25 protein-coding genes are annotated in these 20,858 nt (G+C 61.2%); 18 read left to right on the forward strand and 7 right to left on the reverse strand.

Annotation, left to right across the window (positions count from 1 at the left end; genetic code table 11):
* Positions 1 to 201 precede the first annotated feature (201 nt).
* From ACKUG4_RS22685 to ACKUG4_RS22700, 4 genes are all read left to right on the forward strand, one after another.
* Positions 202 to 810 (forward strand): LemA family protein, encoded by a 609-nt coding sequence (locus tag ACKUG4_RS22685; protein ID WP_039771481.1) that lies wholly within the window; start codon positions 202 to 204, stop codon positions 808 to 810.
* Between the two features lie 13 nt (positions 811 to 823).
* Entirely contained in the window at positions 824 to 1,576 is a 753-nt protein-coding gene (locus ACKUG4_RS22690) for a TPM domain-containing protein (protein ID WP_064594025.1), read from the forward strand.
* 28 nt (positions 1,577 to 1,604) lie between these two features.
* Positions 1,605 to 2,222 carry a TPM domain-containing protein gene (locus ACKUG4_RS22695; RefSeq protein ID WP_236189539.1) on the forward strand — a complete coding sequence of 206 codons (618 nt, stop codon included), beginning with the start codon at positions 1,605 to 1,607 and terminating at the stop codon, positions 2,220 to 2,222.
* Positions 2,223 to 2,512: 290 nt separating this feature from the next.
* Positions 2,513 to 3,745, forward strand: a complete 1,233-nt coding sequence (locus ACKUG4_RS22700) for a class I SAM-dependent methyltransferase (RefSeq protein ID WP_445434875.1) — start codon at positions 2,513 to 2,515, stop codon at positions 3,743 to 3,745.
* Here ACKUG4_RS22700 and ACKUG4_RS22705 read toward each other — a convergent pair.
* Positions 3,735 to 4,649, reverse strand: a complete 915-nt coding sequence (locus ACKUG4_RS22705) for a DMT family transporter (protein ID WP_445434876.1) — start codon at positions 4,647 to 4,649, stop codon at positions 3,735 to 3,737. The genes ACKUG4_RS22700 and ACKUG4_RS22705 overlap by 11 nt on opposite strands.
* 169 nt (positions 4,650 to 4,818) lie before the next feature.
* Here ACKUG4_RS22705 and ACKUG4_RS22710 point away from each other — a divergent pair, with 169 nt between their 5' ends.
* The 4 genes from ACKUG4_RS22710 to ACKUG4_RS22725 all read left to right on the forward strand — a co-directional run bounded on the left by ACKUG4_RS22710 (position 4,819) and on the right by ACKUG4_RS22725 (position 7,089).
* Positions 4,819 to 5,400, forward strand: coding sequence for a DJ-1/PfpI family protein (locus tag ACKUG4_RS22710; RefSeq protein ID WP_064594029.1), 582 nt, complete (start codon positions 4,819 to 4,821; stop codon positions 5,398 to 5,400).
* A gap of 22 nt (positions 5,401 to 5,422) precedes the next feature.
* Complete coding sequence (locus ACKUG4_RS22715; RefSeq protein WP_085648635.1) at positions 5,423 to 5,767, forward strand: YegP family protein; 345 nt, start codon at positions 5,423 to 5,425, stop codon at positions 5,765 to 5,767.
* A gap of 153 nt (positions 5,768 to 5,920) precedes the next feature.
* Positions 5,921 to 6,565 carry a hypothetical protein gene (locus ACKUG4_RS22720; protein ID WP_039772743.1) on the forward strand — a complete coding sequence of 215 codons (645 nt, stop codon included), beginning with the start codon at positions 5,921 to 5,923 and terminating at the stop codon, positions 6,563 to 6,565.
* Complete coding sequence (locus ACKUG4_RS22725) at positions 6,565 to 7,089, forward strand: hypothetical protein (protein ID WP_064383015.1); 525 nt, start codon at positions 6,565 to 6,567, stop codon at positions 7,087 to 7,089. The genes ACKUG4_RS22720 and ACKUG4_RS22725 overlap by 1 nt, the downstream gene beginning before the upstream one ends.
* Before the next feature lie 53 nt (positions 7,090 to 7,142).
* On the opposite strand, the gene ACKUG4_RS22730 is transcribed toward ACKUG4_RS22725, so the two are convergent.
* Together ACKUG4_RS22730 and ACKUG4_RS22735 are read right to left on the reverse strand one after the other, a co-directional pair.
* On the reverse strand, positions 7,143 to 8,024 hold the full coding sequence (locus ACKUG4_RS22730) for a dihydrodipicolinate synthase family protein (RefSeq protein ID WP_445434877.1): 882 nt from the start codon (positions 8,022 to 8,024) through the stop codon (positions 7,143 to 7,145).
* Between the two features lie 26 nt (positions 8,025 to 8,050).
* Positions 8,051 to 8,833: an aldolase gene (locus tag ACKUG4_RS22735; protein ID WP_064594034.1), complete on the reverse strand. Its 783-nt coding sequence runs from the start codon at positions 8,831 to 8,833 to the stop codon at positions 8,051 to 8,053.
* A 108-nt stretch (positions 8,834 to 8,941) separates the two neighbouring features.
* Between ACKUG4_RS22735 and ACKUG4_RS22740 the strand changes: the two genes are divergently transcribed.
* On the forward strand, positions 8,942 to 9,484 hold the full coding sequence (locus tag ACKUG4_RS22740) for a helix-turn-helix domain-containing protein (RefSeq protein WP_085611647.1): 543 nt from the start codon (positions 8,942 to 8,944) through the stop codon (positions 9,482 to 9,484).
* On the opposite strand, the gene ACKUG4_RS22745 is transcribed toward ACKUG4_RS22740, so the two are convergent.
* The gene (locus tag ACKUG4_RS22745) at positions 9,485 to 10,504 is read right to left on the reverse strand and encodes a DUF4917 family protein (protein ID WP_445434878.1); all 1,020 of its coding nucleotides are present in this window, start codon (positions 10,502 to 10,504) and stop codon (positions 9,485 to 9,487) included.
* A gap of 155 nt (positions 10,505 to 10,659) precedes the next feature.
* Between ACKUG4_RS22745 and yiaY the strand changes: the two genes are divergently transcribed.
* The gene (gene yiaY, locus ACKUG4_RS22750) at positions 10,660 to 11,808 is read left to right on the forward strand and encodes an L-threonine dehydrogenase (RefSeq protein ID WP_064594040.1); all 1,149 of its coding nucleotides are present in this window, start codon (positions 10,660 to 10,662) and stop codon (positions 11,806 to 11,808) included.
* Here yiaY and ACKUG4_RS22755 read toward each other — a convergent pair.
* From ACKUG4_RS22755 to ACKUG4_RS22765, 3 genes are all read right to left on the reverse strand, one after another.
* Entirely contained in the window at positions 11,805 to 12,971 is a 1,167-nt protein-coding gene (locus ACKUG4_RS22755; RefSeq protein ID WP_445434879.1) for an MFS transporter, read from the reverse strand. The genes yiaY and ACKUG4_RS22755 overlap by 4 nt on opposite strands.
* 17 nt (positions 12,972 to 12,988) lie before the next feature.
* Positions 12,989 to 14,224: an aminotransferase class I/II-fold pyridoxal phosphate-dependent enzyme gene (locus tag ACKUG4_RS22760; RefSeq protein WP_445434880.1), complete on the reverse strand. Its 1,236-nt coding sequence runs from the start codon at positions 14,222 to 14,224 to the stop codon at positions 12,989 to 12,991.
* 209 nt (positions 14,225 to 14,433) lie between these two features.
* On the reverse strand, positions 14,434 to 14,922 hold the full coding sequence (locus tag ACKUG4_RS22765) for a DMT family transporter (protein ID WP_064594046.1): 489 nt from the start codon (positions 14,920 to 14,922) through the stop codon (positions 14,434 to 14,436).
* Between the two features lie 78 nt (positions 14,923 to 15,000).
* On the opposite strand from ACKUG4_RS22765, the gene ACKUG4_RS22770 reads away from it, so the two are divergent.
* The 8 genes from ACKUG4_RS22770 to ACKUG4_RS22805 all read left to right on the forward strand — a co-directional run bounded on the left by ACKUG4_RS22770 (position 15,001) and on the right by ACKUG4_RS22805 (position 20,826).
* Complete coding sequence (locus tag ACKUG4_RS22770; protein WP_172829473.1) at positions 15,001 to 15,912, forward strand: LysR family transcriptional regulator; 912 nt, start codon at positions 15,001 to 15,003, stop codon at positions 15,910 to 15,912.
* A gap of 20 nt (positions 15,913 to 15,932) precedes the next feature.
* Positions 15,933 to 16,670, forward strand: a complete 738-nt coding sequence (locus ACKUG4_RS22775) for a PA3715 family protein (protein WP_445434881.1) — start codon at positions 15,933 to 15,935, stop codon at positions 16,668 to 16,670.
* A 35-nt stretch (positions 16,671 to 16,705) separates the two neighbouring features.
* On the forward strand, positions 16,706 to 17,428 hold the full coding sequence (locus ACKUG4_RS22780) for a PA3715 family protein (RefSeq protein ID WP_445434882.1): 723 nt from the start codon (positions 16,706 to 16,708) through the stop codon (positions 17,426 to 17,428).
* Between the two features lie 3 nt (positions 17,429 to 17,431).
* Positions 17,432 to 17,848: a fosfomycin resistance glutathione transferase gene (fos, locus tag ACKUG4_RS22785; protein ID WP_064594052.1), complete on the forward strand. Its 417-nt coding sequence runs from the start codon at positions 17,432 to 17,434 to the stop codon at positions 17,846 to 17,848.
* A 60-nt stretch (positions 17,849 to 17,908) separates the two neighbouring features.
* On the forward strand, positions 17,909 to 18,547 hold the full coding sequence (locus tag ACKUG4_RS22790; RefSeq protein ID WP_445434883.1) for a LysE family translocator: 639 nt from the start codon (positions 17,909 to 17,911) through the stop codon (positions 18,545 to 18,547).
* 76 nt (positions 18,548 to 18,623) lie between these two features.
* On the forward strand, positions 18,624 to 19,973 hold the full coding sequence (locus ACKUG4_RS22795; RefSeq protein ID WP_445434884.1) for a sensor domain-containing protein: 1,350 nt from the start codon (positions 18,624 to 18,626) through the stop codon (positions 19,971 to 19,973).
* 118 nt (positions 19,974 to 20,091) lie between these two features.
* Positions 20,092 to 20,247: a KGG domain-containing protein gene (locus tag ACKUG4_RS22800; RefSeq protein ID WP_074691067.1), complete on the forward strand. Its 156-nt coding sequence runs from the start codon at positions 20,092 to 20,094 to the stop codon at positions 20,245 to 20,247.
* Positions 20,248 to 20,322: 75 nt separating this feature from the next.
* Entirely contained in the window at positions 20,323 to 20,826 is a 504-nt protein-coding gene (locus tag ACKUG4_RS22805) for a DUF4142 domain-containing protein (RefSeq protein WP_064594055.1), read from the forward strand.
* Positions 20,827 to 20,858: the final 32 nt, after the last annotated feature.

Consider the following 20,858-nt stretch of genomic DNA (forward strand, 5'->3'; position numbering starts at 1 on the left):
GCGACTATTGTTGTTCGGGTGCTGATTCAGAAAACGACAGCCGAATGTACGTCGAACGTTTCGGCGACGTGATCGCGCAGGGCCTCTTTTTAGCCCATCGGCCCGCCGCAATCCAGTGGCGGGGGCGATTATGCCCCAACCGTCGGCTGAGAATGTTTCGCGATTCATTATTCATGAAATGTGCAAGGGAGCACCCGTCCGATGAATGTCAGTCCTGTCTACCGCTCGCGTTTGCAGGTCGCCACCCTGCTGGTGCTGGCCACGTTGTTGACCGCCTGCGGCATCAACAACATTCCCACCCTCGACGAACAGGCCAAGGCTGCCTGGGGCCAGGTGCAGAACCAGTACCAGCGCCGCGCCGACCTGATCCCCAATCTGGTGGAAACCGTGAAGGGCTATGCCAAACACGAGGAAGCAACCCTGACCGCCGTGATCGAGGCCCGGGCCAAGGCGACGTCGATCCAGGTCGATGCCAGCACTCTCGACAATCCGGAAAAACTCAAGCAGTTCCAGCAGGCCCAGGACCAGTTGACCGGTGCCTTGAGCCGCTTGATGGTGGTGTCCGAACGCTATCCGGACCTGAAGGCCAACCAGAACTTCCTCGCCCTGCAATCGCAACTTGAGGGCACGGAAAACCGCATCGCCGTGGCCCGACGCGATTTCATTCTGGCAGTGCAGAAGTACAACACCGAGATCCGCACCTTTCCCGGTCGTCTGTGGCACAGCGTGATGTACAGCAATTTGCCGATCCGCGAGACCTTCGAAGCCACCAGCCCCGGCGCGGACAAGGCCCCGGAAGTGAAGTTCTGAGCCGGGGATGCCCATGCGTGTGTTGAAGATGGGCCTGGTGCTGATGCTGTGGCTGTTTGCCGTCAGCGCCCGGGCCGAGTTGACCTTTCCGGCGCTGACCGGGCGGGTGGTGGACGATGCGCAGATGATCGAGCCGTCGGTGCGCACGCAACTGAGCCAGCAATTGCAGGCCCACGAGCAGGCGACCGGCGAACAGTTGGTGGTGGTGACGTTGCCGAACCTGCAAGGCGCGACCATCGAGGACTATGGCGTCGAGCTCGGCCGGCATTGGGGCATCGGCCAGAAGGACAAGAACAACGGCGCCCTGTTGATCGTCGCCCGGGACGAGCGCAAATTGCGCATCGAAGTCGGCTACGGGCTGGAGGATCGCCTGACCGATGCCCAGAGCTCGGTGATCATTCATCAGGTGATCACGCCGTCGTTCAAGGCCGGCAATTTCAGCAAGGGCATCAGCGACGGTGTCGCGGCGATGCTGGTAGTGCTGGGCGGAAATCCGCTGGACGAACCGTCCACTGTGTATGAATCGGCCGGCGATCCTGCGGACGACTTCGTCTCGCGGCATCCGGCGTTGTTCGTATTTCTGGTGATGTTGTTCATCGTGACTGTTTTTGTCTGCCAGATGCTCGGTATCCTTCCCGCCGGCCGGGGCGGCTCCGGAGGAGGGGGCGGCTTTGGTGGCGGTGGATTTGGCGGCGGCGGAGGCGGCGGGGGCTTCAGCGGCGGCGGTGGCAGTTTCGGCGGGGGCGGGTCCTCCGGCGGCTGGTGATAACAATAATGAGCAGGCACAACACGACATGGCATTACTGACTGAACACGAACAACGCAAGGTCGCCGAGGCCATCGCCCGGGTCGAGCGCGACACCGACGCCGAACTGGTGACGGTGCTCGCGGCCCGCGCCGACGACTACGCGTACATCCCGCTGCTGTGGGCCAGCCTGCTGGCGCTGGTGGTGCCGGGGATCGTGCATTACCTGACCGGCTGGCTGACCATGCACAGTCTGTTGCTGGTGCAGTGGGTCAGTTTTGTCGTGCTGTGCCTGCTGTTTCGCCTGCCCAGGGTCACCACTCATCTGATCCCGCGCCACGTCCGGCACTGGCGCGCCTCGAACCTGGCGCGGCGCCAGTTTCTCGAACAGAACCTGCATCACACGGTGGGCAGCACCGGCATGCTGATTTTTGTCTGCGAGGCGGAGCGGTATGTGGAAATTCTGGTGGACGAAGGGATTTCCAAAAAGCTGGATAACAAGAGCTGGGACTCGATTGTCGCGGCGTTTACCGAGCAGGTGCGGCAGGGGCAGACGTTGCAGGGCTTTGTTACCTGTATCGAGGCGTGCGGCGAGTTGCTCAAGGTGCATGTGCCGGTGACGCAGGTCAGGAATGAGTTGCCGAATCGGTTGGTCGTTTTGGGGTAGCTTTGATTTTTGCGTTCGGCTTGAACCCCCCCCTCACCCCAGCCCTCTCCCCAGAGGGGAGAGGGGGAAGGGAGCCGATTTTCTTGGGTTTCAAATCTTGAGTTCGACTCGGTATTTCAGGTCGGCGTAACTCAAGAAAACAACTCGGTCGGCTCCCTCTCCCTCCGGGAGAGGGTTGGGGTGAGGGCCGCTTTTAGAAGCCGTTCGGTAAATAAGAGCGTGTCCCCAACCCCCATCCCCCCTAAACTAGCGCCCATTCCCGATTTGCCCGTCCGAGGCCGCTTTTTCCCATGTCCGTTACCGCTCCCTCCGCATCTGCCAAACCGGCGCCCGATCACCACGCCCGGTTCATCGAGCTGCTGCAAACCAGCCTCGAACTGAATGGTTTCATCAAACTGGTGCTGGCCAAGTACGTCGGCGAAGAAGCGGATCTGCAGCGGATCATCATCAAACCGGTGACGGTCAAGGCGCAGCCGTGCCTGTCGTTCGTTTTTCGCTACAAGACTCGCGACATCACCAAGAACCTGCCGCTGGATGAAGCGGTGGCGACGATTGCCGGGCTGCTGCCGGCGGCGTTCAAAAATGCGCATTTGCTGGCCCTGACTGATGAAGCCCAGCTCGAATACAGCAAAAAGGGCAAGAGCTCGCTGTTCATGAGCAAACCCCAGCAATTGCGCGAAGTGCCGTCCGCCGAGCACAACCGCGAGAAAAACCGCTTCCTCGATCTGAACCGACCGTTCCTCAAGGATCTGGGCGTGACCAACGCCCAGCTCGAGCTGATCCCGGCGATGTCGCGCAAGTGGAAGCAGATCAACAAGTTCATCGAAGTCTTCAGCCACGCGCTGACCTCGTCGCCGCTGGCCCTGGACAAACCGGTGCGGGTGGCGGATTTCGGTTCGGGCAAGGGGTATCTGACGTTCGCCATTCATGACTATTTGCGCAACACCCTGAAGGCCGAAGGCGAAGTCACCGGCGTCGAGTTGCGTGAAGAAATGGTCAACCTGTGCAACACCGCCGCGCAGAAACTCGAACACCCGGGGCTGGTGTTCAAATGCGGTGATGTGCGCAGCGTGGCGCCGAGCGAGCTGGACGTGATGATCGCCCTGCATGCCTGCGACATCGCCACCGACTACGCGATCCACACCGGCATCCGCTCCGGCGCCTCGATCATCATGTGCTCGCCGTGCTGCCACAAACAGATCCGCTTGCAGATCCAGAGCCCGGCGCTGCTCAAGCCGATGCTGCAATACGGCCTGCACCTGGGCCAGCAGGCGGAAATGGTCACCGACAGCTTGCGTGCGCTGTTCCTTGAAGCCTGCGGTTACGAGACCAAGGTGTTCGAGTTCATCTCCCTGGACCACACCAACAAGAACAAGATGATCCTGGCGGTGAAGCGCGCCGAGCCGGTGGACCCGACTCAGTTGCTGGTGAAAATTCAGGAGTTGAAGGCGTTCTACCAGATCAGCGAGCACTGCCTCGAAACCCTGCTGCTCGCTGACGGCCTGCTGAAGCTCAAGGCTTGAGCTGAACCCCGGCCGGTAATGTGCCCGGTTGAGCCGGGCGCACCGCGGTCTTGCGCCCGAGCATCACCGTCGCGATCACCCCGCAGGCGAACAGCCAGGTGATCGGCTCCACGTGTTCCCCGAAGAACAACGTGGAAAACGCGATGGTGAAGAAGATCTGCAACAACTGGATCTGACTGACCCGGGCAATGCCACCCATGGCCAGCCCGGCGTACCAGGCGAAGAACCCCAGAAACTGCGAAAACAGTGCGACGTAACCGAACGCCCACCAGGTTTTTGCCGATACCGCGCCCTGATGCTGCAACGCCAGATACAGCACCGGGCCGATCAGCAGCGGCGTCGACAGCACCAGCGCCCAGCAGATCACTTGCCAGCCGCCCATCTCCCGGGCCAGACGCCCGCCCTCGGCATAACCCAGACCACCCACCGCAATCGCACCCAACATCAACAAATCCCCGGCCTGAATGCTGCCGGCACCGGTGTACAGCGCGTATCCCAGCACCAGCGCACTGCCCAGTGCGGCGCAGGCCCAGAAGGCTTTTGATGGACGTTCATGGGACAACCACGCGGCGTACAACGCCACGCACAGCGGCTGTAAACCGTTGACCAGCGCGCCATGGGAGGCCGGCAGGGTCTGCATGGCCCACGCCGACAGCACCGGGAAACCGAGGATCACCCCGGCGATCACCAGGCTCAGGCCTTTGACTTGCTTCCAGGTCGGCCACTTTTCCCGTCGCCACAACAACAGCGCTGCTGCCGGAATCGCCGCGAACAACGCGCGGCCGAGGCCATTGAGCAGCGGGTGCAGTTCCTGCACCACGATGCGGGTGAAGGGCAGGGTGAGGCTGAAAATCACCACGCCGAGCAGGCCGAGGGCCATGCCGGTGTTTTCGCGCGAAGACATGAGGGCAACCAGATTCGAAGATGACAGGAAGGTGTCTTCATCTAGCCACAAACCACGGCAGTCGGGCTGTTACAGCTGAGCGCAGAGTTATCCATACAGTTTGCGAACGCCATCGCGGTCCTTGGGCTACTGTGAATATTCCTGCGCATTCACTAGAGGAGTCCTGCCCATGGCCGCGAAAAAGATACTGATGCTGGTCGGCGATTACGTCGAAGACTACGAAGTGATGGTGCCGTTCCAGGCCCTGCAAATGGTCGGTCACACCGTGCATGCCGTGTGCCCGGACAAGGCCGCCGGCAAGACCGTGCGCACCGCGATCCATGACTTTGAAGGCGACCAGACCTACAGCGAGAAGCCCGGTCACCAGTTCGCCCTGAACTTCGATTTCGCCAAGGTCGATGCCAAGGATTACGACGCCTTGCTGGTGCCCGGCGGGCGTGCGCCGGAATACCTGCGGCTGAACGAAAAAGTCCTCGAACTGGTGCGTGCTTTCGACAAGGCCGGCAAGCCGATTGCCGCTGTCTGTCACGGCGCGCAACTGCTGGCGGCGGCGGGGATTCTCGAAGGACGGGAGTGCAGCGCTTATCCGGCCTGTGCCCCGGAAGTGCGGCTGGCCGGCGGCACCTACATCGACATCCCGGTCACGGACGGCCATGTCCAGGGCAACCTGGCCACCGCGCCCGCCTGGCCGGCGCACCCGAAATGGCTGGCCGGTTTCCTCGGGTTGCTTGGAACCAGAATCACCCTGTGACACATCGAAAAGGAGAAACACCATGTCCGGATGGTATGAGTTGAGCAAAAGCAGCAACGGCCAGTACAGGTTCGTACTGAAAGCGGCGAACGCCGAAACCATTCTGACCAGCGAGCTGTACACCAGCCGCACGGCTGCCGAAAACGGCATCGCCTCGGTGCAGGCCAACAGCCCGCTGGACGAACGCTACGAGAAAAAATCGACGAAGGACGGTCACCCCTACTTCAACCTCAAGGCGGCCAATCACCAGATCATCGGCAGCAGCGAATCCTATTCATCCGACGCGGCGTGTGACAAGGGCATCGCCAGCGTCAAGGCCAACGGGCCGTCCAAGGTGATCAAGGACAAAACCCTGCCGGTGCTTTGAACCACCCATGACGTTCAGTCGCCAAATCTTTGGCGACTGAATTCTGGCCATGTGCCATCATTTCGCTTATCCTCCGCCGCCAATCCAAGGAAGGGGCGCGAGATGACTCTTTCGCGGAATTTTTGAACAACTGCCGCCAGAGTTTTCCCACTGATGATCCGCCTTTTCGCTGTCCTGACCCTGCTGCTCGGCTTGAGCGGCTGCTATAGCCTGTCCCCGACCCAAATCGATGATGAACTCGCACCGAGTGCCGATTCCGGCACGGCTTATCTGGTGGGCGTGGTCGGCATCTGGCCAAAAGCATCCTATGCGGCCCAGGAACAGATGCTGCTGATCCGCAAGCGTGGCAGTGACGAATTCGCCAGCGCGCGCCTGCACAACGAGTTCTATGCCCGTACCGCACGAGACGTGCGCGAGACCGGCCGTGGTATCGGCACGCTGTTCGTGATGCCGCTCAAACCCGGTCGCTACGAGATCTACAACGTGCGATTCGATCGCGGCAGATCGGTGTCCTGGAGCCGTGAAGACTTCACCATCGGCATGCAGCTTGAAGCGGGCAAGGCTTACTACATCGGTGACTTCCGTGCCGGCTGCGTGTCCCCCAGCGACAGCACCTGCCTGTTTCTGCACAGCGATCATCTCGAACGCGACGCCGCGCTGGTCCGCGCCAGATATCCGCAAGTACCCGGCCTGCAACGACTGGACATGCCGAACCTGTACACCGCCACACCGTTTATTCGTGAAGAGAACGGCACCAGCGCCTCCGTCTACAAAGCCATGCTCTCGGGGAAATTCTAATGCTCATCAAACGTCTGCTTCTGGGCTTGCTTCTGCTGCTCGGTGGCTGCCAGGCCACCCATTCGCTGAAGGCGCCGGACGTCGATTACAGCAGCCAGCAATTGCCGGCCATCAACGTCAGTGTGATCGGCATGCCGAGCTGGATGCTGCGTGACGAATTGCGTCGGCGTGGCACCTTTGAAGAAGTGAAGGCCGGCCGCAGCGAAGACGGCTACAACGTTTTGGTGATTGCCAACAGCGATGTCGGCGGGATTCAGCCGCAGATGCTTCTGAGCGCCTTCACTCTGTTTCTGGTGCCGGTGCCGGTGAGTTTCGACAGCACGGTGGTGTTCAGCCTCAGCCATGGCAAGCAGATACTGGGCGTGTACACCGTGAAGAATCACACCGAATCCTGGCGCGGCGCATTCAATGCCTCGGGCGGTCAGTTCGAACACATGCGCTTGATCAGCGACACGTTCATCGCGCAGATTCTCAAGGATCAGCCGTTCCACCGCGAAGCCATGAAGCGCGCCGCCAGCCTCTGATCGACGGCCACAATAAATCCCGCCCGGCGTAAACCGGGCGGGATCTTTTTCGTTCAACGCAAGGTGTTCAGCAAGGCCTGCAATTGCGTACGCCCGGCCTCAGCCAGCGGGAACACCGGCAAACGCGGATCGCCGACTTCCAGACCGGTCAGGCGCAGACCGGCCTTGATCGTCGCCGGCAAGCCGCCCTTGAGGATGAAGTCCAGCAGCGGCAACTGGCGGTAGAACAGCTCCCGCGCCTTGCCGAGATCCGCCGCCAGCGTGGCTTCGTACAAATCCAGATTGAGCTGCGCAATCAGGTTCGGCGCCGCCGTGCACCAGCCCCTGGCCCCGGCAGCGAAGGCTTCCAGCGCCAGCGGGTTGCAGCCGTTGTAGAACGGCACCCGGCCTTCGCCCAGCAGTTGCAGCTTGTGCATGCGCTGGATGTCGCCGGTGCTCTCCTTGACCATGGTCACGTTTTCCACGCCGTTGACGATACGCAGGATCAGCTCCACCGACATGTCGGTGCCGCTGGTGGCCGGGTTGTTGTAGAGCATGATCGGCACGCCGATGCTGTCGCCGATGGCGCGGTAGTGGGCGAGGATTTCCGCCTCGGTGAGTTTCCAGTAGGACGTCGGCAGCACCATCACCACGTCGGCGCCGTGGGCTTCGGCAAAGCGTGCGCGCCGTACCGCTTTGGCGGTGGTCAGGTCGGACACGCTGACCACGGTCGGCACGCGTTTGGCGACGTGCTTGATGCTGAATTCGGCGACCTGGTCCCACTCCGCATCGCTCAGGTAGGCGCCTTCGCCGGTGCTGCCCAGTGGCGCGATGGCGTGAACGCCGCCGGCGATCAGACGGTCGATGGAGCGGCCGAGGGCCGGCAGGTCGACGCCTTCGCCATTGGCGCCGAACGGGGTGATGGTGTAGCCGATGATGCCGTGAATGTTGGACATGAGAGTGCTCCGCAAGGATGAGGTGTTCAGTTCAGGCAATCGGCGTGCTGCCGCAGGTTCTGCCGGGCGTAGTAGTTGAAGGCCGCGGCGTGGCGTTTGGGTTTCGACACCCAGTCATGGGCCTCGCGGCCGAGCTCGGGAATGATCGGTTTGATCGTCCCGGCGGCCATTGCCAGCAGTTGCAGTTTGGCGGCGCGTTCGATCAGTTGCGCGATGACACAGGCTTCCTCGATGGTCGTGCCGGTCGACAGTTGCCCGTGGTGGGAAAGCAGGATCGCCCGTTTGTCGCCCAACGCGCCGGCAATCAGTTCGCCTTCTTCGTTACCCACCGGCACACCCGGCCAGCCTTCAAGGAACGCGCAATCGTCGTACAGCGGGCACAGGTCCATGTGGGAAATCTGCAGCGGCACTTCCAGCATCGACAGCGCGGCAATGTGTGTCGGGTGGGTGTGGATGATGCAGTTCACGTCCGGTCGGGCGCGGTACACCCAGCTGTGGAAACGGTTGGCCGGGTTGGCCATGCCGTGGCCTTCGAGTACTTCGAGGTCTTCGTTGACCAGCAGCAGATTGCTCGCGGTGATTTCGTCGAAACCCAGTCCCAGTTGCTGAGTGTAGTAAGTGCCCGGTTGCGGGCCACGGGCGGTGATCTGCCCGGCGAGGCCCGAATCGTGACCGTTTTCGAACAGGATCCGGCAGGTCAGGGCCAGCTTTTGCCGGTCCGTCCACGTATTATCCGCCAGGGTTTTTTGCATCTGGGTCAGCGCTTGCTTGACCAGTTCGTCTTTGGGTAGTGCTAATGTCTTCGCCATATCCGTGTCCTGTGGTGGTTGCCATGGATGACACTTAAGAGGCTATATGACACTTTGTGTCATTGGCAAGGACAAATCGTCTTTCCTTTGCTGGATTAATCGCTTCGCATGTCTATCCGTTTGAAATTATTGAGAAAAAAACTTGGCGTAACCCTTGAGGCGCTGGCCGAGAAATCCGGCATGACCAAGAGTTACCTGTCGAAAGTCGAGCGCGGGTTGAACACGCCGTCGATAGCCGCTGCACTGAAACTGGCCAAGGCGCTGAACGTGAAAGTCGAGGAGCTGTTCTCCGAAGACAACGTCAGCCTCGACAGCTACAGCCTGGTGCGCAGCCATGAGCGCCAGTCGCTGGCGGCCAACGACCACAGCCCCGGCTACGCGGTGCTGGCCCATCAGGTCAGCGAACGCAGCCTGCTGCCGTTCATCATTTATCCGCCGAGCGAATTCACTGACAAGACCTTCAAGGAACATTTGGGCGAGGAATTTCTGTTCGTCCACGAAGGCCAGGTCGAAGTGGACTTCGTGAACGAAAGGGTGCTGCTGGAGCGGGGCGATGCGCTGCACTTCAATGCGCAGAAACCCCATCGCATCCGCTCAGTGGGCGAGGTGCAGGCGCAGTTGCTGGTGGTGGTGCACAGCGGCGAGGAGTGATCAGACCTCGACCGGCACCGACAGCTTCGGATTGCCCAACGCATGGCTCTTGGAATCAAAAAACCGCAACTCGACACCCGTGCCCTCGAACACCTTGGCGTAGTGCCGCTTCTGGTGCTGGATGAACGCCGCGCTGCGCGGGTAGATCGAGATCGCCACGGTCTTCGGTTTTGCCAGACGCAGGGCGCGCACGAGGTGGCTGTCCTGCTCGCCGAGGGCGTGGCCGAAGATGCACAGATTGTCGCCGTGACCGAGTAACTGGTTGTAGCAGAACGACAGGTAATCGGAACTGCGGATGGTTTTGAGCTTGTCGGCGCTCGGCCCTTCGTTGACGAACAGCGGCACGTCGTCCAGCGTCTTGATCGTGTTGTTGATCGCGAAACTGCCGAGCAGCGTGCCCTCGGTGGCGGTCAGTTTGCGCGCGGTGCCGTCCTGGTTGCGCACCAGATGCAGGCCGCCGTGCAGGTACAGCAGACGCGGTTTTTCCGTGCTGCTTTCGCACAGATCGAAACTCGCATCGGGGCCGTTGAACAGGTCGTCGATCGCCTCGCCCTGATGTTGCAGAGCCCAGTAATTGAGCAAATCGTAATTGGTGGTGAACACCGTGCGATAACGCGCCAGTTCGCTGTTCAGGGTCGTCAGGGTCGAGGCTTCGATGAGCCGCCACGGGATGTGCACCGCGTGCACCGTGTTGATCAGCGCTTCCTTGATTGCGTAGTAGCGGTTGCGCGGCGCGGCCGAGCTGACGGCCAGCGCCTTGTTGACCCGACTGGTGGTTTTCAGCGCGCCGAGCACCTGCTCGAAACTGCGCGTCTGCATGGCGTCGAACACGCTCAGTTCCGACGGGCTAAGGGGCTTTTCTTCCACCGTGCGGGCGTTTTCGAACAGCGAGTCGTAGCCGAAATCGTCCCACACCGCGCGACTGGCGCCGTTGCCCAGCAGCAGACCGCTGAAGTCGGTGGTGGCGCGCAACGCGTTCCAGTCTTCGAGGGTGGCGTCGACATCCAGAAAATCGCTCATTGCAGGGCACGTCTCAAAACAAAGGGGCAGATGGACGGCGACTTTATCACGAGCGGGCATTGAGCCAGATCAACATCCGCCGTGACCGATCGGTCGATCCTGTGTGCATCCGCCGAATTGCACGAGTCGATTCGGCTCCAGTCAGGAGACGCGCCATGAGCAGCACCTTTTTCATTCCCGCCGTAAACATCATGGGCAGCGGCTGCCTTGACGACGCCATGAACGCGATCCGCAACTACGGTTTTCGCAAGGCGCTGATCGTCACCGACGCCGGGCTGGCCAAGGCCGGGGTGGCGACGATGATTGCCGAGAAACTGGCGATGCAGGACATCGATTCGGTGATCTTCGACGGCGCCAAACCCAACCCGAGCATCGCCAACGTCGAGGCGGGGCTGGCGCTGCTCAAGGACAGTCGCTGCGACTTCGTGGTGTCGTTGGGCGGCGGTTCGCCCCACGACTGCGCCAAGGGCATTGCGTTGTGTGCCACCAACGGCGGGCAGATCCGCGACTACGAAGGCGTCGATCAATCGACCAAGCCGCAACTGCCGCTGATCGCCATCAACACCACCGCCGGCACCGCCAGCGAGATGACCCGGTTCTGCATCATCACTGACGAAACCCGCCACGTGAAAATGGCCATCGTCGACCGCAACGTCACGCCTCTGCTGTCGGTGAACGATCCGGCGCTGATGGTCGCCATGCCGAAAAGCCTGACCGCCGCCACCGGCATGGACGCGCTGACCCACGCGATCGAAGCCTACGTCTCCACCGCTGCCAACCCGATCACCGACGCCTGCGCGCTGAAGGCAATGACCCTGATCAGCAACAACCTGCGCCTGGCCGTGCGCGACGGCAGCGACCTGGCCGCGCGGGAAAACATGGCCTACGCGCAGTTCCTCGCGGGCATGGCCTTCAACAATGCGTCCCTCGGCTACGTGCATGCGATGGCGCACCAGTTGGGCGGTTTCTATGATCTGCCTCACGGGGTGTGCAACGCGGTATTGCTGCCGCATGTGCAGACATTCAACGCGCAGGTCTGCGCCGATCGTCTGACCGACGTGGCCCACGCCATGGGCGCCGACATTCGTGGTTTCAGCCCGGAGGAGGGTGCAAAAGCCGCGATCGATGCGATTCGTTGCCTGGCCAGGGACGTGGAGATTCCCGGTGGCCTGCGTGATCTGGGCGCCAAATGCACCGACATCCCGGTGCTCGCCGCCAACGCCCTGAAAGACGCCTGCGGCTTCACCAATCCACGGGCGGCGGATCAACGGCAGATCGAGGAGATTTTTCGCAGCGCGTTTTAAGCGGGCAGGCGAACGGGCGTGCCTCTCGTACAGAGCAGCGCGCCCATCGCCAGAATGCAGCACAGCAACGACAGCGGCCAGGCTTGCGGACTGGCGAACAGGCTGGCCACGGCGCCGATCAGCGCCGCCATCAATTGGTGGATGAACCCGCTCAGGGCCATCGCGTAGGCGCCGGCAATCGGCGCGCCATCGTTGGCCCGTGACAGGCTGATCGGATAGTTCAGCGACTGGCCGAACACGGCAACGCAATAAGGCAGCCAAAGCAGCCAGGCCATCGAGCTGGCCAACAGACTGCCAGCCAGCATCACGCCAGTGCCGGCCATCACCAACGCGACCCCCAGTGTCATCAACCGGTGCTGACCGATACGCAGTACAAAGCGATTGACCGCCAGCGCCCCCAGAAAATATGCGGCGCTGATCGGCCAGCCCAGCAATCCATATTCAGTCGCCGACCAGTTGAACGGGCCTTGCAGAATCAACGGCGCAGCGCTGTTGAACGCGATGATCACGCCATAGCCCAGGCCGCCCGCGAGCGCTGGCAGAAGAAACGCCCGATGGACCAGAATCGTCCGGTAGACCGCCCAGGGCGAAGCGGTTGTGGGCGCTTCGACGAGTTGCGGAAAATTCAGACGCGAGACTATCGCGGCCATCAACAGACTGACCGCGCCCAGCAGATAAAAGATCGCCTGCCAGCCCAGCGTCACCTGAATGAGCGAACCGGCGTATTGCCCGATCCCGAGCGCGACAACGAATGAAATCGAAATCCACGACAACGCCTTCGCCAGCAGATCCCCCCGAAAGCTGTCACGAATCAGCACCCGCGCCATCACCGAAATGCCGCTGGCGCCGATCCCCTGAAGCAGTCGCAGCAGCAGGAACGACTCCAGCGTCGCACCCAGCGGCAGTGCCAGATTCGCCACGCCATAAATTCCCAATGCCGCCAGCAGCACCGGTTTGCGGCCGATGCGCTGGGCCAGGCTGCCCCACAGCAGCATCGGCAGCGCCATGCCGATCAGGTACAGCGACAAACCCCAGGCCACTTGCGATGCATCGACCTGCAAATGCCCGGCGATCTGTGGCAGCGCCGGCAGATAAATGCTCATGCCCAACTGGGCGAGGAACACGGTGGAGCAAGTGATGAGCAGGATGAGGCTGGGGTTCATGAGTCGTCCGTAAAGGTTCAGCGGTGGCGAGGGTGACCGCGCGTCATTAACAGACCGGTGATCAAATCACAAAAGCGGTGGATCAGGGTCGATTCCATGTCGGCGCGCAGGGTCACGCGGATCGCGGCTTTACCTCGGGCCACTACCGGGAAAAACACGGCGCTGGTGAAAAAACCGTGTTCGGCCAGTTCAACGGCGATTTGCGTGGCCAGGGCGGCCTCGCCGCAGTTGATCAAACGGATGGCCATGGAGCTGCCGTGCTGCTCGGTGCTCAAGAGGCTGTCGAACAGGTGGATGTTGGCCTGGAGCCGAACCTGCAGCGCCCTCAGTTCCGCGCTGCGATGCACCTGGATCGACGCCAGGCCCGCACCGATGGCCGCGCAATTGAGACTTTGCGACCAGTTGCTCGGCCCGCCGTAACGCTGGATCAACTTCCTCTGCCGTTCATTCCCGAGCATCACCAGACCGCCGCTTGCCCCGAACGATTTGGCCAGCGAAGCGACGATCAGGCAGTCCTCCTCCAGCGCCGGCATTCTTGGTCGAACAAGACCTGCGCCGTTGCTGCCGACCGCTGACAACGCATGAGAATCGTCCAGATAAAGGAACAGGCCGTAACGCTCCTTCAGATACAACAGACCGTCCAGATTGGCGACGCCCCCCATGCTGTAGGCGCCGTCGGCGATGTAGGCGACGGTGGAATGGCGCTGGCACACCGATTCGAGAAAATCCATGTCGTTGTGGGGGCAGGTCAATACCAGGGTCTCGTCGGCGCAACTGGCCTTCAGGTGATTCATCGAGTAATGGGCCAGGCGATCAAACACCATCACCGGCGGGCGGTTCTGGGTGAACACGCCACTGGCCAGCAGCGGCAGGATACCGGCGCTCGCGGCGCTGCAGGACAGACTGCTCAGACACACCGCGCCAAACAATTGCGACAACTCGCTTTCGTATTGCTCGAGCAGCGCCAGTTTGCAGCGGTTTTTCGAGTTGGCAACGCGCAACGTACCGGTTTCACGCAGCGCCGTGATGGCCCCCTCAAGCAGCGCGGGGTGGTGATCGAGGCCCAGATAGGAGGTGGTGCAGAAATGATGGAACTGGCGCCCGTGCTGATCGAGCAAGTGATTACAGCCTGTGACCTCGACGTTGAGGGCGGCGATTTTTCCAGCTTCCGCAGCCTCCCAATCGTGGTCTGCCAAAGCGATGACCTTGCGGTAATTGGAGAAAGTGTTGGCGGATTCCGACAGGTGATTCATAGGCAGCTCTCCTTGAGCAGGGCAATCCATGGGGTGTTGCAAATTGTGTGTGTTGCCAGACTTTACAGAGAGCTATGCAGGGTCAGAATCGGCTGCGTCCGATAGCATTGACGGCTGTTGGAGATTTGCTTGTAGGGCGAAGCCTTGCCCGGCTGTGAGGCGATGAAATGCCCGACAAGTCCGGTGCTGGAGAGCCTACGCTTGAACCCTTATCCAACGGCTGTGGCGCTCTTTTCCAGTGTCGGGGAGAACTGGATCAACGCCACTCCCGCCATCAACAAGACTGCGCCGAACAGGCGCGGCAATGTCAGGTGCTTCTCCACCAGCCCGAACAGGCCGAAGTGATCCAGCACGATTGACGTGATCATTTGCCCGGCCAGGGCCAGCGCCAGAAATCCCGAAGCCCCCAGCTTCGGCAGCAACACCACCGCCAAGGCCACGAAGCACACCCCGAACGCCCCGCCGGTCCACATCCACAGCGGCAGCTTGCCGAGCGGGGCCAACGACGGCAGTGGCAAGCGCAGGACGATAATCACCGGCAACAACACCAGCACGCTCACCACCAGCGAGGTGAACGTCGCCCACAGCGGATGCCCCAACCCCCGCGCCAGATTGATATTGATCGCACTTTGAAACGGCACCACCGCCCCGGCAAATACCGCCAATAGCAGCAAACCGACCCACTGCATCGTTCCCATGATCGTTCTCCGGCAAGGTTTTGCTGGACTCTAGGGTATTCGTCGCGCAGATTTAAATTCTGTTTTGGTATTCGGAACATGCATCGAATGAATGATCTGCGCCGCATCGACCTCAATCTGCTGGTGATCCTTGACGCCTTGCTCGGCGAGCAACACGTGACCCGCGCCGCCGAGCGTCTGCACCTGAGTCAACCGGCGGTCAGCCACGCGTTGGCGCGTCTGCGCGACTTGCTCGGTGATCCATTGTTGGTGCGTGCCGGTTCGGGGCTAGTGCCCACCGCGCGGGCGCTGGAGCTGGCGGCGCCACTGGCGGAAACCCTGGCCCAGGTGCAATCGCTGCTGGCGCCGAACACCTTCGATCCGGCCAGCGCCCGTCGGACCTTTCGCCTCGCGATGTCGGACTACGGCGCGGCGATCATCCTGCCCGGGCTGATTCGCACCTTGCGCGCGGAAGCACCGGGCATCGACCTGCAAATCAGCCATGCCAGCCGCGAAGGCATGGTCGAAGGCCTGCTCAACGGCGACATCGACCTCGCCGCTGGCGTACTCCCCGAATTGCCGGGTGAACTGCGCAGCACGCCACTGTTCGAGGAACGCTACGTGTGTTTGCTCGATCGCCACAGCCTGCCGGCCGACGGCCAGCTCGACCTGCCCACCTACCTGTCACGCCCGCACGTACTGCTGGAAATGCGCGGCAGCGGCACCCCGGAAATCGAACGCACCCTGACTGCCCTGCGCGAACGCCGCCGCGTCGCCATCAGCCTGCCGCACTGGAGCGCCGCGCCACGTTTCATCAGCGGCACGGACCTGATCCTGACCGTCGCTTCGCGGGCGTTGAATGAGGTGGATGACCAATCGCTGATCGTCGTACCGCCACCGTTTGAAATTGCGCCGTTCACCTTTGTGTCGGCGTGGCACAAGCGGCGGGGTGGGGATCAGGCGTTGAACTGGTTGAATCGGCGGATTGAGCAGGGGATAGTGCGCGGCTGAAAAACATCAAGGAGCGGGGCGTGACAGTGAAGTCTGGGGTTGTTGTGGGGCTGGCGCTTTGTGGGGCGCTGATGGCGGGGCAGGTGTTGGCTGATTGTGTGCCTGCGCCGGTGGCGGGTGATCTGGATTTCTCCGTGTGCAAGGAGTGGCCGGCGTATCCGGGGTTGATCATCAGCGCGAATGCGAAATTTGAGCGCAGCTCCGTGCCGGAGAGCACCGACACGAGCGGCACCTATGATTTCAATTTATCGGTCTTGAAAAGCGACCAAACGGAACCGGTTGCCACTTATCACCAAGCCTCCGTTTTTTTCTCGGGTGGGGTGGCATTGCGAGATCTCTCGCTCGATACCGCGCGCTACAAACTAACCCCAGAAGTACGGGCGTTTGGCGTTCGCGTGCAATTCACCAATGCCTCTCGCCTCAACCCGCTTGAGGAAACGCACCTCTCTCTTTATGTGAGAGAGGCCGATAAATTACGTCCCGTGCTCAGTCAATTAGTGGTTTATGAGTACGGCGGCGAATGGGACGGTGATTGCGCCGGCGAGCGATATGAGACGACCAGAACGGTAGAAATCGCCAAGACCAGCTCCCATGGTTATGCCGATCTGATCATCAAAACCAAGACGACAGGGACGACCAATGTCGTCGAAGGCGATACTTGTGAAGACAAAATCAGTGTCAGTGGTCCTGAACTGACAACCCTTCGCTACGACGGAAAATCCTACGTCCTGCCTAAAGGTTTCAAAGCCATCGAGTGATACAGAGCCAACGCGACTTAATTCAAGGAAGAACAATGCTCACCCTAACCCGACTTTTCATCGCTCTCGGCTTGCTGGCCATCACCGCTCCAGCCCAGGCCCAGGTTTCCTGCGTCACCAAGGATTACAACGACCAGTCATTGGCACGCTGCAAGGCATGGCCGGCGTTCAAGGATCAGGCGATTGCCCTCAAATCCACCTACGTGCCGGATGCTGGTAGTGACGATGCCGGTGTGTTTGATCTGGATCTGGCGATCATCGACACCAGCAACTGGAAGACGCTGGCGACGTATGCGAAACCCGGTGCCTACAATTCCGATGCCATTCGTTTCACCGATCTGCTGGTCGATACCGCTCGCTATCGGCTGGCCCCGGATGTTCGCGCGTTCGGGCTGCGGTCAAAGTTCTCGCACAATTCAAGCGCCATTCCCTACGAAAAAACCGACCTGACACTTTATGTGCGCGAGGGTAATAAACTGCGCCCGGTACTTGATGGCCTGGTGGTCTACAAGAACAACGGTGAGTGGCTGGAAAACTGTGTGGGTGAAGGTCAGCAAATTCGCCGAACCGTGGAAATCGGCCCGACCAGCCACAATGGTTATTCCGACCTGATCGTCACCTCAAGCGGCACGGCGATGAAAACCGTCAAGGCCGGCAAGGAGTGCGTTTCCCAGGATTCCCCACTGAAGAAAACCCAAATCACCCTGACCTACGACGGCAAGCAATACTCCATCCCCGAAGACCTCCGAGGTTACTGACCGATGCTCACCGGCCTCAATCACCTGACCCTCGCTGTCACCGACCTGGACCGCAGCCTCGCGTTCTACCGCGACATCCTGAAGCTGCGAGTCGAGGCCACCTGGGACGCCGGTGCCTATCTGTCGCTCCCGGGCCTGTGGTTGTGCCTGTCCTTCGATCCGAAGCGCCATCCCGAACCCGCCGCCGACTATACCCACTACGCCTTCAGCATTGGCGCTGAAGATTTTCCGCTGTTCGTACAGCAGCTTCGCGCCGCCAACGTGCAGGAATGGCGCGACAACCGCAGCGAAGGCGCGTCGTTCTACTTCCTCGACCCGGACGGGCACAAACTCGAAGCCCACGTCGGCGACCTGGCCTCGCGACTGGCCGCGTGTCGGCAAAAGCCCTACGCGGGCATGGGTTTTTTCAACGAGTCGTGAATATTCACAAACTGCTGGGATAGACTGGCGGCCACGTTTTCCGGGACTTGCAGGTTTTCCATGACTCCATCGTTGCTAATGGCCGTGCTGGCTTCGGGTTTCATTTACGGCATCACGCCGGGGCCGGGTGTGCTGGCGGTGTTCGGCATTGGCGCCGCACGTGGGCGGAGGGCCGGGGCGGGGTTTCTGTGCGGGCACCTGCTGGGCGATGTGATCTGGTGCAGCACCGCGCTGATTGCGATTGTCGGCGCCCGGGAAATCGGCAGCACCGCGTTCGATGTACTCGGCGTACTCAGCGGCCTGTACCTGTTCTGGCTCGGCTGGCGTGCGGTACGGGCCAAGCGCAGCAACGGCGATCAACCGCAGGGCGCGGCGCGTCAGCCGTTCTGGCACGGCATCCTGTTCGGCCTGACCAACCCCAAGGCCTACCCGGTGGCGGTGGCAACCTTCACCGCGCTGCTGTCGAGCCGCGCCGAACTGCTCAACTGGTCGATGCTGCCGATGCTGATCGCCTTGAGCTTCCTCGGCGGATTGCTCGCCTACGCTATCCTCATTGGCATCGTCGGGGCGCGGCAGGTGCGTACGTTGTACCAGCGTCATGAACTGGCGATCACCCGGTTGTGCGGGATCATGTTCATCTGTTTTGCCATCAACGCGCTGGTGCATGCACTGCCGGGGTTGATGCCGAACAAGGCTTGAAATCGATCGCAGGATGCGAGGTCGGGGTCAGGGACGGTGGATCAGCGCTGCATTGTCCGGACACCTTTTCTGAACCATGGAAAGCCGAAATTCCGCGCCGTTGGCGAGTTACATCGATCTGTTGCTGGACGCCGTCTGTGCCGTGGACAAGCAGGGCCGTTTCGTTTTTGTCAGCGCAGCCTGCGAGCGGATTCTCGGCTACACGCCTGACGAGCTGATCGGCCAGTCGATGATCGACTACGTCTACCCGGCCGACCGTGAGCGCACCCTGGCTGCCGCGAACGACATCATGGGCGGCGAACCCAAGCACAATTTTGAAAACCGTTATGTGCGCAAGGACGGCAGCGTCGTGCATATCCTGTGGTCGGCGCGCTGGTCGGAGGTCGACCAACTGCGCATCGCCGTGGCTCGGGACATCACCGAGCGCAAACTCGCCGAGTCGCGCCAGGCGGCGCTGTACGCCATCTCCGAAGCGGCCCATGCGGCGGAGGATCTGCTGGCGCTGTTCAAGCGCATTCACATGATTATTGGCGAGTGGCTGCCGGCGCTGAATTTCTCCGTGGCGCTGTACGACGAACATTGCGCGCAGCTGAATTTCCCCTATCACGTTGACGATGACGAGTTGCAACCGGAACAACCCGGGACAGTCACCGGGCGTCTGTGTGCGGAGGTGATCCGCAGCCGCCAGCCAATCCTCCTGACCCCGGATTGCCCCCACGCGCCGCCGGAGTTCGCCGCGCTGGTGGCCGGGCAGCAATCGCCGTGCTGGCTCGGCGTACCGCTGAGCTCGAAAGACCGCACCATCGGCGCGCTGATCGTCAAAAGCCTGCCCGGTGGCGAGCGCTACACCGAACGCGACAAGGAACTGCTGCAATACGTCTGTGCCCAGGTCGCCACCGCCATCGAACGCCAGCAACTGCACGCCCGCCTGCGGCGCATGGCGCAATACGATCAATTGACCCAATTACCCAACCGTGAGCTGCTGCGCGAGCGCCTCAAGGCTGCGCTGAGCCATGCGCGGGAACAGTCCGGGCACATGGCGCTGCTGTACGTCGATCTGGATCGCTTCAAACAGGTCAACGACACCTTTGGCCATGCGGTGGGCGACATGCTCTTGCAGGCGGTGGCCAACCGGCTCAAGGGCTGCGTGCGCGAGACCGACACCGTGGCGCGAATCGGCGGCGACGAATTCGTGGTGCTGCTGCACAGCGTCCACGCCGCCGACGATGCCGACAGCGTGGCGGAAAAAATCCGACAGGTATTGGTGCAACCCCTGCGCCTGGACGGGCACAACCTGCACATCGAACCGAGCATTGGCGTGGCCCGATATCCCGAGCATGGCGACGAGGAACAGCAACTGTTCCGCCACGCCGACCAAGCCATGTACGCCGCCAAACGCTTGAATCATCGGGCGCTGGACCACTGACTGGCAGCTCACCGTTCGTCGCGGCGACGGCAACTTTTCTAAACCTTTGGCAGTCAGGAAATTCTCAATCTAGGCGGGCACCTGCTCGCCGCGATCAAATACCAAGGGGTAGAGAATCATGCCTAATTCAAGAAACTCGAACTCGGGAAACTTCGCCAACGATAAGACCAAGGCGTCTGAAGCCGGTCGCAAAGGTGGGAAAACCACCACCACGACGGTCGACAAAGAGCCTAAAACCGAGATGGGCCGCAAGCCTGCTCAAAAGTCGAAGTAGTCGGTGAAGGTTGTTTTGATTGAGAGGCGGGGGCGCAAGCTCCCGCTTGAATCTGCAAAGAAGGAGGGCGCGACCATGAGCCGGATGGCCACCCGAGTACGCCACATCAGTTTTGTCAGCCTGCTGGGGTTGTTCGCCAGCAGCGCGTTTGCCCAGTCGCCTGCCGACTTCATCAATGAGGCCTCGGCCAAAGGCATGGCCGACATTGAGGCCAGTCGTCTGGCGCACAGCAAGGCCGAGTCCAAAGAGGTCAAGGATTACACCATCGTCGTCATCAACGACCGCACAACCGCCAACCAGCATCTGGCGAAAATCGCCAAGAAACTGGACCTGCCGGTGGCGCCCCGCGAAGAAGTTGCCGACAAGGCCAAAGCGCTGATGCCCGAAGTCAAAGAAGGCGCCAGCTTCGATCAGGCCTACGCTGCCAGCCAGGTCAAAGCCACGGAAGAGGCCATTCAGCAGATCCAGCAGGAGGCTCAGACCACCGACGTGCCGGAGATCAAGGCGTTTGCCGACGAGACCCTGCCAAAACTGCAGAGTCATCTGGAAATGGCCCGAGCCCTTCAGGCCAGTCGCTGAATCCGCAGCAATGAAAACGGCGCTTTTTTAGC

The sequence above is a fragment of the Candidatus Pseudomonas auctus genome, from assembly GCF_048654275.1.
GTDB classification, from domain to species: Bacteria; Pseudomonadota; Gammaproteobacteria; order Pseudomonadales; family Pseudomonadaceae; genus Aquipseudomonas; species Aquipseudomonas pharyngis.

Bases quoted from the DNA above. Each gene is read 5' to 3' on its own strand.
- ACKUG4_RS22685 (WP_039771481.1), top strand. From the start codon at position 202: ATGAATGTCAGTCCTGTCTACCGCTCGCGTTTGCAGGTCGCCACCCTG.
- ACKUG4_RS22690 (WP_064594025.1), top strand. From the start codon at position 824: ATGCGTGTGTTGAAGATGGGCCTGGTGCTGATGCTGTGGCTGTTTGCC.
- ACKUG4_RS22695 (WP_236189539.1), top strand. From the start codon at position 1,605: ATGGCATTACTGACTGAACACGAACAACGCAAGGTCGCCGAGGCCATC.
- ACKUG4_RS22700 (WP_445434875.1), top strand. From the start codon at position 2,513: ATGTCCGTTACCGCTCCCTCCGCATCTGCCAAACCGGCGCCCGATCAC.
- ACKUG4_RS22705 (WP_445434876.1), bottom strand. From the start codon at position 4,649: ATGTCTTCGCGCGAAAACACCGGCATGGCCCTCGGCCTGCTCGGCGTG.
- ACKUG4_RS22710 (WP_064594029.1), top strand. From the start codon at position 4,819: ATGGCCGCGAAAAAGATACTGATGCTGGTCGGCGATTACGTCGAAGAC.
- ACKUG4_RS22715 (WP_085648635.1), top strand. From the start codon at position 5,423: ATGTCCGGATGGTATGAGTTGAGCAAAAGCAGCAACGGCCAGTACAGG.
- ACKUG4_RS22720 (WP_039772743.1), top strand. From the start codon at position 5,921: ATGATCCGCCTTTTCGCTGTCCTGACCCTGCTGCTCGGCTTGAGCGGC.
- ACKUG4_RS22725 (WP_064383015.1), top strand. From the start codon at position 6,565: ATGCTCATCAAACGTCTGCTTCTGGGCTTGCTTCTGCTGCTCGGTGGC.
- ACKUG4_RS22730 (WP_445434877.1), bottom strand. From the start codon at position 8,024: ATGTCCAACATTCACGGCATCATCGGCTACACCATCACCCCGTTCGGC.
- ACKUG4_RS22735 (WP_064594034.1), bottom strand. From the start codon at position 8,833: ATGGCGAAGACATTAGCACTACCCAAAGACGAACTGGTCAAGCAAGCG.
- ACKUG4_RS22740 (WP_085611647.1), top strand. From the start codon at position 8,942: ATGTCTATCCGTTTGAAATTATTGAGAAAAAAACTTGGCGTAACCCTT.
- ACKUG4_RS22745 (WP_445434878.1), bottom strand. From the start codon at position 10,504: ATGAGCGATTTTCTGGATGTCGACGCCACCCTCGAAGACTGGAACGCG.
- yiaY (WP_064594040.1), top strand. From the start codon at position 10,660: ATGAGCAGCACCTTTTTCATTCCCGCCGTAAACATCATGGGCAGCGGC.
- ACKUG4_RS22755 (WP_445434879.1), bottom strand. From the start codon at position 12,971: ATGAACCCCAGCCTCATCCTGCTCATCACTTGCTCCACCGTGTTCCTC.
- ACKUG4_RS22760 (WP_445434880.1), bottom strand. From the start codon at position 14,224: ATGAATCACCTGTCGGAATCCGCCAACACTTTCTCCAATTACCGCAAG.
- ACKUG4_RS22765 (WP_064594046.1), bottom strand. From the start codon at position 14,922: ATGGGAACGATGCAGTGGGTCGGTTTGCTGCTATTGGCGGTATTTGCC.
- ACKUG4_RS22770 (WP_172829473.1), top strand. From the start codon at position 15,001: ATGCATCGAATGAATGATCTGCGCCGCATCGACCTCAATCTGCTGGTG.
- ACKUG4_RS22780 (WP_445434882.1), top strand. From the start codon at position 16,706: ATGCTCACCCTAACCCGACTTTTCATCGCTCTCGGCTTGCTGGCCATC.
- fos (WP_064594052.1), top strand. From the start codon at position 17,432: ATGCTCACCGGCCTCAATCACCTGACCCTCGCTGTCACCGACCTGGAC.
- ACKUG4_RS22790 (WP_445434883.1), top strand. From the start codon at position 17,909: ATGACTCCATCGTTGCTAATGGCCGTGCTGGCTTCGGGTTTCATTTAC.
- ACKUG4_RS22795 (WP_445434884.1), top strand. From the start codon at position 18,624: ATGGAAAGCCGAAATTCCGCGCCGTTGGCGAGTTACATCGATCTGTTG.
- ACKUG4_RS22800 (WP_074691067.1), top strand. From the start codon at position 20,092: ATGCCTAATTCAAGAAACTCGAACTCGGGAAACTTCGCCAACGATAAG.
- ACKUG4_RS22805 (WP_064594055.1), top strand. From the start codon at position 20,323: ATGAGCCGGATGGCCACCCGAGTACGCCACATCAGTTTTGTCAGCCTG.